The sequence below is a fragment of the Streptomyces sp. NPDC085931 genome (assembly GCF_044540565.1).
In the GTDB taxonomy this organism is placed as follows: Bacteria; Actinomycetota; Actinomycetes; order Streptomycetales; family Streptomycetaceae; genus Streptomyces.
In genome coordinates this window covers 163,432-175,727 of sequence record NZ_JBITSK010000017.1, presented here as the reverse complement: position 1 = coordinate 175,727, position 12,296 = coordinate 163,432, and the positions used below count along the sequence as shown (strand labels likewise).

At 72.5% G+C, this 12,296-nt stretch carries 9 protein-coding genes and 1 pseudogene; 6 read left to right on the top strand and 4 right to left on the bottom strand.

Annotated features, from left to right (window positions below; translation table 11 throughout):
• Nucleotides 1-287: 287 nt before the first annotated feature.
• Entirely contained in the window at nucleotides 288-794 is a 507-nt protein-coding gene (locus tag ACIGAN_RS30465; RefSeq protein ID WP_311679924.1) for a MarR family winged helix-turn-helix transcriptional regulator, read from the bottom strand.
• Between the two features lie 163 nt (nucleotides 795-957).
• Here ACIGAN_RS30465 and ilvA point away from each other — a divergent pair, with 163 nt between their 5' ends.
• The 3 genes from ilvA to ACIGAN_RS30450 all read left to right on the top strand — a co-directional run bounded on the left by ilvA (nucleotide 958) and on the right by ACIGAN_RS30450 (nucleotide 4,134).
• Nucleotides 958-2,187, top strand: coding sequence for a threonine ammonia-lyase (gene ilvA, locus ACIGAN_RS30460; RefSeq protein WP_399862380.1), 1,230 nt, complete (start codon nucleotides 958-960; stop codon nucleotides 2,185-2,187).
• Nucleotides 2,188-2,359: 172 nt separating this feature from the next.
• Nucleotides 2,360-3,337, top strand: a complete 978-nt coding sequence (locus ACIGAN_RS30455; protein WP_365735343.1) for an ATP-binding cassette domain-containing protein — start codon at nucleotides 2,360-2,362, stop codon at nucleotides 3,335-3,337.
• A complete protein-coding gene (locus ACIGAN_RS30450; RefSeq protein ID WP_365735341.1) occupies nucleotides 3,334-4,134 on the top strand; it encodes an ABC transporter permease in 801 nt (266 codons plus the stop codon). Before ACIGAN_RS30455 ends, ACIGAN_RS30450 begins: the two co-directional genes overlap by 4 nt.
• A 100-nt stretch (nucleotides 4,135-4,234) precedes the next feature.
• Here ACIGAN_RS30450 and greA read toward each other — a convergent pair whose 3' ends face one another.
• Together greA and ACIGAN_RS30440 are read right to left on the bottom strand one after the other, a co-directional pair.
• On the bottom strand, nucleotides 4,235-4,732 hold the full coding sequence (gene greA, locus ACIGAN_RS30445; protein WP_309095650.1) for a transcription elongation factor GreA: 498 nt from the start codon (nucleotides 4,730-4,732) through the stop codon (nucleotides 4,235-4,237).
• A 178-nt stretch (nucleotides 4,733-4,910) separates the two neighbouring features.
• Nucleotides 4,911-5,309, bottom strand: a complete 399-nt coding sequence (locus tag ACIGAN_RS30440) for a DUF4307 domain-containing protein (protein ID WP_399862377.1) — start codon at nucleotides 5,307-5,309, stop codon at nucleotides 4,911-4,913.
• A 147-nt stretch (nucleotides 5,310-5,456) separates the two neighbouring features.
• Here ACIGAN_RS30440 and mca point away from each other — a divergent pair, with 147 nt between their 5' ends.
• Together mca and ACIGAN_RS30430 are read left to right on the top strand one after the other, a co-directional pair.
• Nucleotides 5,457-6,338, top strand: a complete 882-nt coding sequence (gene mca, locus ACIGAN_RS30435; RefSeq protein ID WP_365087218.1) for a mycothiol conjugate amidase Mca — start codon at nucleotides 5,457-5,459, stop codon at nucleotides 6,336-6,338.
• Nucleotides 6,331-6,657: a hypothetical protein gene (locus tag ACIGAN_RS30430; protein WP_399862375.1), complete on the top strand. Its 327-nt coding sequence runs from the start codon at nucleotides 6,331-6,333 to the stop codon at nucleotides 6,655-6,657. The genes mca and ACIGAN_RS30430 overlap by 8 nt, the downstream gene beginning before the upstream one ends.
• Nucleotides 6,658-6,745: 88 nt before the next feature.
• Here the strand turns inward: ACIGAN_RS30430 and ACIGAN_RS30425 are convergent.
• Nucleotides 6,746-9,948: pseudogene (locus ACIGAN_RS30425) on the bottom strand (tetratricopeptide repeat protein).
• A gap of 247 nt (nucleotides 9,949-10,195) precedes the next feature.
• Here ACIGAN_RS30425 and ACIGAN_RS30420 point away from each other — a divergent pair.
• Nucleotides 10,196-12,229, top strand: coding sequence for a thioredoxin domain-containing protein (locus ACIGAN_RS30420; protein ID WP_399862373.1), 2,034 nt, complete (start codon nucleotides 10,196-10,198; stop codon nucleotides 12,227-12,229).
• Nucleotides 12,230-12,296: the final 67 nt, after the last annotated feature.

Below are 12,296 nucleotides of genomic sequence, written 5' to 3'. Positions count from 1 at the left end.
CCACCCGCACGAGTGGCCCGGCATGCACGAGTGGCCCGGCATGCAGGCGTGACTCCGCCCGCACGCGTGACTCCGCCCGCACGCGTGACCCCGCTCGCACGCCTGACCCCGTACACGCCCGTGGCCCGGCACGGAGGTGTGCCGGGCCACGGGCCGGGTGTCGCAGGGCCGGTGAGGGGGAGGTGCGTGCCGGTCGGGCGGCGGTGTCGGCGTCCGCCTCCGTGTGTGGCGTGCCCGGCCCCGCGCGAGGAGCGCGGGAGACCCTCAGGGCCGGATGTGCCGGGGGATCAGGAGTCGGACTGCGCCTCCGGGCCCGGCACTCCCTGCGCCGACATCCGCGAGGACAGCGCGGTGTTGAAGCGCGTCAGCAGGGAGCAGAACGCCTCGCGCTCCTCCGGCTTCCAGTCCTGGGTCAGCTCGGCCATCAACTGCCGCCGGGAGGAGCGCACTTCCTCCAGCCGGGACTGCCCGCGCGGGGACAGCTGGAGCACCACCGCACGCCCGTCCTCGGGGTGGGAGGTGCGCTTGACCAGGCCGGTGTCGACGAGCGGGGCCACCTGCCGGGTGACCGTCGACGAGTCGATCCCCATGCTCGCCGCGAGCGCCTTGACGCCCATCGGCCCTTCCTTGTCGAGCCGGTTGAGCAGCAGGTACGCGGCGCGGTCCATCGAGTTGCGCACCTGCCCCACTCCGCCGAGCCGGGTCTGTTCCGCACGACGGGCGAACAACGCCACCTCGTGCTGCAGCGTGTCGAGGAGACCGGTGTCACCGACGGTCGTCATGTCCATCGACATTTCAGGTGTTGTGGGCATGGCCGGGGGCTCACTTCGTGAAGGGCTGGCAGATTGGGGGACAGGGTACGCGGCCGGAAGGCGGGTCGTACCGGCGCTGCGCAAAGCGGGTCTCGGAGGTTGGTCACAACGGCCGCCGCCGCCTGTGAACTGCGATGCTGGAGTCATGAGCTACAGCACGGCTGACTCCTTTCGGCCCGTCACCCTCGACGACGTGCGCGGCGCCCGGAAGATGCTCGCGGGTGTGGCGCGGGTGACCGCGATGGAGACCAGCAGGCACCTGTCCCGCACGGTGGGCTCGCCGGTCCACCTCAAGTGCGAGAACCTCCAGCGGACGGGCTCGTTCAAGCTGCGCGGCGCGTACGTGCGGATCGCCGGCCTGCTGCCCGAGGAGCGCGCCGCGGGTGTCGTCGCCGCGAGCGCCGGCAACCACGCGCAGGGCGTCGCCCTCGCCTCGTCCCTGCTCGGCGTGCGCTCCACGGTGTTCATGCCGCAGGGCGCCCCGCTGCCCAAGGTCAGCGCCACCCGCGAGTACGGCGCCGAGGTGCGGCTGCACGGCCAGGTGGTCGACGAGACGCTGGCCGCCGCCCAGGAGTACGCGCACGAGACGGGCGCGGTGTTCATCCACCCCTTCGACCACCCCGACGTCATCGCCGGCCAGGGCACGGTGGGCCTGGAGATCCTGGAGCAGTGCCCCGAGGCGCGCACGATCCTGGTCGGCATCGGCGGCGGCGGTCTCGCCGCCGGGATCGCGGTGGCGGTGAAGGCCCTGCGGCCGGACGTGCGGATCGTCGGCGTCCAGGCGACCGGCGCCGCGGCCTATCCGCCCTCGCTGGCGGCGGGGCGGCCGGTCTCGCTCGAGAACCCGGCCACGATGGCCGACGGCATCAAGGTCGGACGGCCGGGCGACGTGCCGTTCGGGATCATCGGCGAACTGGTCGACGAAGTGCGCACGGTCAGCGAGGACGAGCTGTCCGCCGCGCTGCTGCTGTGCCTGGAGCGCGCCAAGCTGGTCGTGGAGCCGGCCGGGGCGAGCCCGGTCGCCGCGCTGCTGAGCGAGCCCGGCGCCTTCGAGGGCCCGGTCGTCGCGGTGCTGTCCGGCGGCAACGTCGACCCGGTGCTGATGCAGCGCGTGCTGCGGCACGGCATGGCCGCGCAGGGCCGCTACCTGGCCGTCCGGCTGCGGCTGACGGACCGGCCCGGCGCCCTGGCCACACTTCTGGGCGTGTTGTCGGGGGTCGACGCTAATGTCCTCGATGTGAGCCATGTGCGAACCGACCCGCGGCTCGGGCTCACGGAGGCGGAGGTCGAGCTGCACCTGGAGACGAAGGGCCCGGCGCACTGCGTCGAGGTGGGCCGGGCGCTGCGCGAGGCGGGCTACACGGTCATCGACTGACCTCGACCGACCGGAGGATCCGGCTCCAGGGCGGCTCGGTCAAGATCGCCTCCGGGTCTCGTGCCGACGGCGCGAAAACCCGTTGAGAGACGCGATACATCGCGTTATGGTGTGGCCGTGAGAAGGCTCACCGGGCATCTGTCCGGCCATCCCCGAAGACGTGGAGACATCTATGCCAGGCGCCATTTACGCCGAAGGTCTGGTCAAGACCTTCGGTGACGTCAGGGCTTTGGACGGCGTCGACCTCGACGTGCCCGAGGGCACGGTCCTCGGCCTGCTCGGGCCGAACGGCGCGGGCAAGACGACCACCGTCCGCTGCCTGACGACCCTGCTGCGGCCCGACAGCGGACGGGCCGTCGTCGCGGGCATCGACGTGCTGAAGCAGCCCGACGCGGTCCGCCGTTCCATCGGCCTGTCCGGCCAGTTCGCGGCGGTCGACGAATACCTGACCGGCCGGGAGAACCTCCAGATGGTCGGCCGGCTGTACCAGATGAAGGCCAGGGCGGCGAAGGAGCGCGCGGCCGAGCTGCTGGAGCAGTTCCACCTCACGGAGGCCGCCGACCGCCCCACCAAGACCTACTCGGGCGGCATGCGCCGGCGCCTCGACCTCGCCGCGGCCCTCGTCGTCTCGCCGCCCGTGATGTTCATGGACGAGCCGACGACCGGCCTCGACCCGCGCAACCGCCAGCAGCTGTGGGAGGTCATCAAACGGCTCGTCTCCGGTGGCACGACGCTGCTGCTGACCACGCAGTACCTGGAGGAGGCCGACCACCTGGCGCACGACATCGCGGTGGTCGACCACGGCAGGGTCATCGCCCAGGGCACCTCCGACCAGCTCAAGGCCCGCACCGGCGGCGAGCGCGTCGAGGTCGTCGTCCACGAGCGCGAGCGCATCCGGACCGCCGCCGAGGTCCTCACCGGCTTCGGCAAGGGCGAGGTCACCGTCGAGGACCACATGCGCAAGCTCACCGTGCCCGTGACCGGCGGCGCCAAGCTCCTGGCCGAGGTCATCCGCGAGCTGGACACCCGCGGCATCGAGATCGACGACATCGGCCTGCGGCGGCCGACCCTCGACGACGTCTTCCTGTCCCTGACGGGACACGTCGCCGAGGCCGAGGACGACGAGAGCGACGAGGAGGCCGCCCAGTGAGCGCCATCAGCGATTCCGCGGTCATCGCCCGCAGGAACTTGATCCGCATGGGCCGGATCCCCGAGATGATCATCTTCGGGCTGTTCCAGCCGATCATGTTCGTGGTGTTGTTCACCTATGTGTTCGGCGGCTCGATCCAGGTCGGGTCGTCCAGCTCGACGCAGGCCTATCGCGAGTTCCTGATGGCCGGCATCTTCGCCCAGACCGTCACGTTCGCCACCGCGGGCGCGGGTGCGGGCATCGCCGACGACATGCACAAGGGCCTCATCGACCGGTTCCGCTCCCTGCCGATGGCGCGTGGCGCGGTGCTGACCGGCCGGACCATCGCCGACCTGGTGCAGACGGCGCTCACCCTCGTCGTCCTGGCCGTCGTGGCGGTGATCGTCGGCTGGCGTACGCACGAGAACTTCGGCAAGGTGCTCGCCGGCTTCGGCCTGCTGCTGCTCTTCGGGTACGCGTTCTCCTGGATCGGCGCGCTCATCGGCCTGTCCGTGCGCACGCCCGAAGCGGCGACCTCCGGCGGTCTGATCTGGCTCTTTCCGCTGACCTTCATCTCGAACGCGTTCGTGGACGCGAACCTGATGCCGTCCTTCCTGCGGCACATCGCCGAGTGGAACCCGTTCAGCGCGGTCGTGCAGGCGTGCCGCGAGCTGTTCGGCAACCTCCCGCCGGGCTTCGAGACCCCCGACGCCTGGCCGATGCAGCACCCCGTATGGGCCTCGCTGATCTGGTCCGTCCTGATCATCGCGGTCTTCCGGACGCTCGCGGTCCGCAAGTACCGCCGGGCCACCGGCTGACGGCCGCGGCCCAGGGACCGGGTGTGCTGCGCGACGGCACGACGAAGCCCCCGGCGCCGCTGCGGCGCCGGGGGCGGGTCCGGATGCGGACGGTGGCGGCTCAGCCCTCGTACGGCTCGGCCTTGAGGATCTTCACCGAGGCCTTCTTGCCGTTCGGCAGCTCGTACTGCGCGTCCTCGCCGACCTTGTGGCCGATCACGCCGGTGCCCAGCGGGGACTGCGGCGAGTACGTCTCGATGTCGGAGCTGGCGTACTCGCGCGAGGCGAGCAGGAACGTCAGCGTGTCGTCCTCGTCGCCGTCGAACGCGATCGTGACGACCATGCCGGGGGCCACGGCGCCGTCGGCCGCGGGCGCCTCACCGACCTTGGCGTTCTCGAGGAGCTGGGTGAGCTGGCGCACACGCAGTTCCTGCTTGCCCTGCTCCTCCTTGGCCGCGTGGTACCCGCCGTTCTCACGCAGGTCGCCCTCCTCGCGCGCGGCGGCGATCTTCGCGGAGATCTCCGCCCGCGCGGGACCAGTAAGGTACTCAAGCTCAGCCTTGAGCTTGTTGTACGCCTCCTGGGTCAGCCAGGTGACGTTCTCGCTGGTCTGGGTCACAGGTGCTCCTCGTAGGTACTGGGAATACAAAGCATCGCCCTACCCAGAAGCATGTTCCTTCACGGATGGGCGAAACCACGAGCCTAACAATTCAGGCGCCCCAGGGGGAGGACATAAGCCACCAGATTCACGTCAACGCAGCTCAGGCGGTACGCATTGCAGGTGACGCGCGGGGCGCTCAGCCGGTGTGGCAGCCCAGCAGCTCGGCCGTCGTCCCCGGGGAGGTCGTACGGAGGGTGACGACCTGGTCGATGCGCGTGTCGTCCCCGTCGAAGCGGAAGTCGGCCCGGCCCACCTCGGCCCCGTCCTCGGCCTGCGAGCGCACGGTGCAGTAGCCGTCGATGCCGGCGTCCTTGCGGACCTCCAGGTGCACCCGCACGGACTCCTTGCCCGGCTCGAAGCTGATCACCTCGGCGCTGATCTTGCTCTGCGCGACGTAGTGGTAGCCGAACCAGCCGAGCAGTCCCAGCAGCGCCACCGCGAGGACGGCGCCGACGACCTTGAGGGTGCGGTCGGCGCGCTCGTCCGAGGAGCGGCCGTAGCGGCCCTCGGGCGGTCGCGTGCTCACCGTCGTCATGATCGTCCTCCAGACAGGGCCGGGACGAATGTCCCGAAAGGGGCCCCGGGACCCGGTCCCGGAATTATTCGCCCCCCGATTCGGTCACTATAGAAGCCGCTGATTGCGCCGACGCACACAGGGCGCCGACTTACTGAGGATTGAGTCTTGACTGACCAGTTGCGACTGATGGCCGTTCACGCACACCCCGACGACGAGTCGAGCAAGGGCGCGGCGACCATGGCGAAGTACGTGTCCGAGGGGGTGGACGTGCTGGTCGTGACCTGCACGGGCGGGGAACGCGGCTCCATCCTCAACCCCAAGCTGCAGGGCGACGCGTACATCGAGGAGCACATCCACGAGGTACGCAAGAAGGAGATGGACGAGGCCCGGGAGATCCTCGGCATCAAGCAGGAGTGGCTCGGCTTCGTCGACTCGGGACTGCCCGAGGGCGACCCGCTGCCGCCGCTGCCGGAGGGCTGCTTCGCCCTGGAGGACGTGGATCACGCGGCCGGCGAGCTGGTGCGCAAGATCCGCAGCTTCCGCCCGCAGGTGATCACCACCTACGACGAGAACGGCGGCTACCCGCACCCCGACCACATCATGACCCACAAGATCACGATGGTGGCGTTCGAGGGCGCGGCGGACACCGAGAAGTACCCGGAGGCCGAGTACGGCCCCGCCTACCAGCCGCAGAAGCTCTACTACAACCAGGGCTTCAACCGCCCGCGCACCGAGGCCCTGCACCAGGCGATGCTCGACCGCGGCCTGGAGTCCCCCTACGGGGACTGGCTCAAGCGCTGGGAGGAGTTCGGGATGAAGCAGCGCACGCTCACCACGCACATCCCGTGCGCCGACTTCTTCGAGATCCGCGACAAGGCGCTGATCGCGCACGCCACGCAGATCGACCCCGACGGCGGCTGGTTCAAGGTCCCGATGGAGATCCAGAAGGAGGTCTGGCCGACGGAGGAGTACGAGCTGGCGAAGTCCCTCGTCGATACCTCCCTCCCCGAGGACGACCTCTTTGCGGGCATCCGCGACAATGCCTGACATGAGCGCAAGCGCAAGCCTGGCAATGACGCACCTCGTCTCCTTCGCCAAGGAGGTCGACGAGGACAAGGTCACCCCCGGCGTCCTCGGCTTCATCGTCTTCGCGGTGATGGCGGCGGCGGTGTGGGCCCTGATGAAGTCGATGAACAAGCACATGAACAGGGTCGACTTCACCCAGGTCCCGGACCCGAGGGCCGAGCAGCCGGAGACGGCCGAGCAGCCGGGGACGGCCGAGCAGCCGGGGACCGGGGACGCCGGGGCCTCCTCCGCCCCGTCGGCCTCCTCCGCCCCGTCCGGTCAGGCGAAGAAGCAGGACTGACGCCGCTCGCCCCCCGAGGGGCGAGCGCCCACCCGTCGGTGGTCGTCACACCGCCGACGGGTGTCCTCGCGTCCCCGGACCCGGGCCGTCAGGCTCCGGTGTCCGCTCCGGTGTCCACCGCCACCCCCATCACCTCCCGCGCGTGCCGGCCGGGTGTCATCCCCAGGCCCCAGGCCTGCCAGCCCGCCTCCAGGCTCACGCCCCGCTCCAGCAGCAGCGCCCACGCCCCGGCACAGTCGTCGAGTTTCTCGTCGCGCAGGGGGTGGGCGGCGCCGGACAGCTCGGCCAGTTCCTGCTGGGCCACCGCCGTGCCGACCTCCACGCCGCCCGGGGCCGCGTAGGGCAGCAGGGTGCAGCGCAGGAAGCGGGCCCAGTCCTCGCCCCGGCGGTCGCCGTAGGACGCGAAGAGGGCCGCCGCCTCGTCGCACAGGGCCAGGGCCTGCCGGGTGCGGGCGCGTCGACGACCGCCAGTTCCAGGCAGGTCCACGCCTCGCCGTGGGCGACGCCGATGCGCTGGAAGTCGGCGCGGGCGTCGACCAGGAGCTGACGGGCGAAGCCGGAGTTGCGCAGGGAGCCCGTCCGGGCCGCGCGCTGGTCACGGGTGACGCGGGCCGAGTGGTGGCGGGCGCAGGCCAGACCGTAGACGTCCCGGATCCGGGAGAACATCGTGCGGGCCCGTTCCAGTTCGCGCACCGCCTGGTCCAGATCGCCCGTCTCCTCCAGCGCCTGGCCCAGGTAGTACAGGGTCCAGGCCTCGCCGCGCGCGTCCTCGTTGTCCCGGTGCCGGGCGGCCGCGCCGCGCAGCTCCTCCACGGCCGGTGAGGCGTCCCCGGCCACCAGCAGGGCCCGGGCCAGCTGGGTCAGTGCCCAGGCCTCGCCGCGGGCGTCGCTGGTGCGGCCGTACAGGTCGAGGGCCGCGCGCAGCTCGGACTCGGCGCGCGGCACGTCGCCCATGCGCAGCGCGAGCTGCCCGAGCTGGAAGTGCGCCCAGGCCTGGCCGTGCACGGACTCGCCCGCGCGGTGCAGCACCAGGGACTCGGTCAGCAGCTCCAGCGCCTCGCCCAGCCGGGCCCGGTCCCGCTCCACCGCCGCGAGGGCGTGCATCGTCCACGCCCGGTCCGTCGCCAGCTCGGGGACGGACTGCAGGGCCAGGGCCTCGCGGAGCTTCGCCGAGGCCTCCGTCAGGTTGCCCTGGTGGTGCAGGGTGATGCCGAGGGAGCACAGGGCGCGGGCGGCCCCGGCGTCGTGATGGGCCTCCCGGTAGAGGTCGACGACCGAGGCGAGGGTCGTGCGGGCCTTGTCCAGCTCGCCCAGCTGCCGGGCCGCGATGCCGGTGCGCCACTGCACCGAGCGGACCAGCAGGCCCTCGTCGACGGCCTGGGCGAGTTCGCTGATCTCGCCCAGGCGGTACAGGTCGCCGCGCAGCAGGCAGTAGTCGCACAGGGCGCCCAGCAGGTTCAGCACCGCCGCCTGGTTCACGCCCTCGGCGTGCCGCAGGGCCGCGGTGATGAAGCTCGACTCGTCGTCCAGCCAGCGCAGCGCCTCGTCGAGCGAGGTGAAGCCGTACGGGCTGAAGCGGTTGGTGCGGGTCGACATGTTGCCGTCGACCATGCGCAGCACGGAGTCGGCCAGCTCGGCGTAGTTCACGATCAGCCGCTCCTGCGCCGCCGTGCGCTCGGCCGGGTCCTCCTCGTCCAGGAGGCGGGCCTGGGCGAAGGCGCGGACCAGGTCGTGCAGGCGGTAGCGGTCGCCGCGGACGTGGTCGATGAGGCCGGCGCGGGTCAGGGCCTGCAGATGGCGCTCGGCCTCCGCCTCGTCGGTGGCCAGCAGGGCGGCCGCCGCCGCGGCGCCGAGCGAGGCCCGGCCGGCCAGGGCCAGCCGGCGCAGCAGCCGCCGTACGGTCTCCGGCTGGTCGGTGTAGCGCAGCCACAGGGCGCGCTCCACCGGCTCGACGGGGCCGTAGGCGCTCAGGTCCGTGGCCAGGGCGCGGGGGGAACGCGGGCCGAGGCAGGAGCCGGCGATGCGCAGCGCCAGCGGCAGCCCGCCGCACAGCTCGCGGACCCGGTCGGCGGACTCGGCGTCGTACGGCCCGGAGCGGTCCTGCGCCGTGGCGCCCAGCAGTTCCTCCGCCCCGGCCGCGTCCAGCGGTTCCACCGCCAGGTGATGCACCCGTGCGGGCAGGCCGTCGAGCTCCAGCGGGCCCCGGGCGGTCACCAGGACCAGGCTGTCGGAGCGCTCCGGTATCAGGGCGCGGATCTGCCCGGCGTCCGAGGCGTCGTCCAGGACGACCGTGACCGGCAGGCCGGTCAGGTGCTGGTGGTACAGCTCGCTCAGCCGCTTGACCTGCTGGTCGGGGGAGGAGCGCTCGCGGAACAGCAGTTGCTCGCGCGGCGCGCCGAGCCGGTTGAGCAGGTGCAGCAGGGCGTCGCGGGTGGACAGCGGGGACGCGCCGGGGCTGTCGGCGCGCAGGTCGACGACGCAGGCGCCGCGGAAGTGGTCCCGCAGATCGTGCGTGGCGTGCACCGCGAGGGCCGTGCGGCCGCTGCCGGGGGCGCCGTGCAGGACGACCACGGTGGGCCGGGTCTCCGTGCTCGCGCGGCCGGCCTGGACCCACTGCCGGATCCGCGCCAGCTCGGCGCGCCGTCCCGCGAACGGCCGGGCCGGTTGCGGCAGCTGTGCGAAGGACTGCTCCAGCACGCTGCGGCCGCGCGCCGCCGCGCTCTTGTCGGCGCCCCGCAGCCGCGGCCCGGTCTTCTTCGGCCCCGTGGAGGCGGCCAGGACGCGCTGCTGGTCCAGGAACGGGCGGATGCCCCGCACCTCCAGTGCCGTCAGCCACTGCAGCCGCAGTTGTTCGGGGCCGCCCGGCTGGCTCGCGGCCCCGGCGCGGTGGTGCGCGGCCGGCAGGTGCGAGCCCATCACCTTCACGACCGTCGCGGCGGCGCCCGCCACGCCCACCGTCGCACCCGCGCCCAGGGCCGTGCCGGTGCCGGTGCCGAGGGCCATGTCGGCGACGACGGCCGCGGCCGCGGCGACCCCGGCCACCAGCAGCGGCGTCCCGGCGCCCTCCCGGGCGTAGCGCTGCCCGAAGGTCAGCTGCCCGGCCGCCGCCTCGTCCAGGGCGCGCGTGTAGGCCTCGTACTCCTCGGCCGCGCTCTGCGCCATCGCGTCCAGCGCCCCGCGGGCCCGCGCCAGCAGCACCGTCCCGTCGCTGCGCCCGCCCGAACGGCGCACCTCCTCCTCCACGGCCCGCGCCAACAGCCGTTCGGCCTCCGCCCGATGACCGTCCCGCATGTCTCGTCCCCCTCCGGCGGACCCGCCCGTCCCGGCCGTGTCCGGCCGTTCCCCGCCCGCTGTCTCGGTCGCTTCCTCGGTCAAGTGTGCTGCGCACGGCGCACCGGGGCGAGGGGGCGTGCCCGGCCCGATGAGGTGAGGGGACGGGCCCGCCGGTGTGGGACGCGCCCGGCGGCCGTGCGGCGGGAACGGCGCCCGTGCGACGCCTGACACGTGCGGACAGGGGTACTGCGGCAGGATGGGAACCATGCCGAACCGACTGGCGCACGAGACGTCCCCCTACCTCCTGCAGCACGCCGACAACCCCGTCGACTGGTGGCCCTGGTCGGCCGGGGCCTTCGAGGAGGCCCGCAGGCGGAACGTGCCCGTGCTGCTCAGCATCGGCTACAGCAGCTGTCACTGGTGCCACGTGATGGCACACGAGTCCTTCGAGGACCAGGAGACCGCCGAGTACCTCAACGCGCACTACGTCAGCGTCAAGGTCGACCGCGAGGAGCGGCCGGACGTCGACGCCGTGTACATGGAGGCGGTGCAGGCGGCGACCGGCCACGGCGGCTGGCCCATGACCGTGTTCCTCACCCCGGACGCCGAGCCGTTCTACTTCGGCACGTACTTCCCGCCGGCCCCCCGGCAGGGCATGCCCTCCTTCCGCCAGGTGCTCCAGGGCGTGCGGCAGGCCTGGGAGGAGCGGCGCGACGAGGTCACCGAGGTCGCCGGGAAGATCGTCCGCGACCTGGCCGGCCGGGAGATCTCCTACGGCGACGCGCAGGTTCCCGGCGAGCAGGAGATCGCGCAGGCCCTCCTCGCCCTCACCCGCGAGTACGACCCGCAGCGCGGCGGCTTCGGCGGGGCGCCGAAGTTCCCGCCGTCGATGGTGCTGGAGTTCCTGCTGCGCCACCACGCCCGCACCGGCGCCGAGGGCGCCCTGCAGATGGCGGCCGACACCTGCGAGCGCATGGCCCGCGGCGGCATCTACGACCAGCTCGGCGGCGGCTTCGCCCGCTACTCCGTCGACCGCGACTGGGTCGTGCCGCACTTCGAGAAGATGCTGTACGACAACGCCCTGCTGTGCCGGGTCTACGCCCACCTCTGGCGGGCCAGCGGTTCGGAACTCGCCCGCCGGGTGGCCCTGGAGACGGCCGACTTCATGGTCCGCGAACTGCGCACCGCCGAGGGCGGGTTCGCCTCCGCGCTGGACGCCGACAGCGACGACAGCACCGGCAAGCACGTCGAGGGCGCCTACTACGTGTGGACGCCCGCGCAGTTGCGGGAGGTGCTGGGGGAGCAGGACGCCGAACTGGCCGCCCGGTACTTCGGCGTCACCGAGGAGGGCACGTTCGAGCACGGGCAGTCCGTCCTGCAACTGCCCCTCCAGGACGGCCTGTTCGACGCCGAGAAGATCACGTCGATCCGCGAGCGCCTGCTGGCGGCCCGGGCGGAGCGGCCCGCGCCCGGCCGGGACGACAAGGTCGTCGCCGCCTGGAACGGCCTCGCGATCGCCGCGCTGGCCGAGACGGGCGCCTACTTCGACCGGCCCGACCTCGTGGAGGCGGCCCGGGCCGCCGCCGATCTCCTCGTCCGGCTGCACCTGGACGAGCAGGTCCGCCTGACCCGCACCAGCAAGGACGGACAGGCGGGCGCCAACGCCGGTGTCCTGGAGGACTACGCGGATGTGGCCGAGGGCTTCCTCGCGCTCGCGTCCGTCACCGGCGAGGGCGTCTGGCTGGAGTTCGCCGGGTTCCTGCTCGACCACGTCCTGACCCGCTTCACCGACCCCGGGTCCGGCGCGATGTTCGACACCGCGGCCGACGCCGAGCGGCTGATCCGCCGCCCGCAGGACCCGACCGACAACGCCGCCCCCTCCGGCTGGACCGCCGCGGCCGGTGCCCTGCTGAGCTATGCCGCGCACACCGGCTCCGCGCCGCACCGCACGGCCGCGGAGCGGGCCCTGGGCGTGGTCAAGGCGCTCGGGCCGCGCGTGCCCCGCTTCATCGGCTGGGGGCTGGCCGTCGCCGAGGCTGTGCTGGACGGGCCGCGCGAGGTCGCGATCGTCGGGCCCTCGCTCGACCACGAGGGCACCCGGACCCTGCACCGCACGGCCCTGCTGGGCACCGCGCCGGGCGCCGTCGTCGCCGTCGGCGCCCCGGACAGCGACGAGTTCCCGCTGCTCAGCGACCGTCCGCTGGTCGGCGGTGAACCGGCGGCCTACGTCTGCCGTAACTTCACATGTGACGCGCCGACAACGGAGGTTGAACGGTTGCGTGCGGTGCTGAGCGACTGAAGTCGGGAATCAACGGAAACACGCTCTTTATCTGAACAGCCCCCAGGCTTCACAGTTCCCCCTTAAT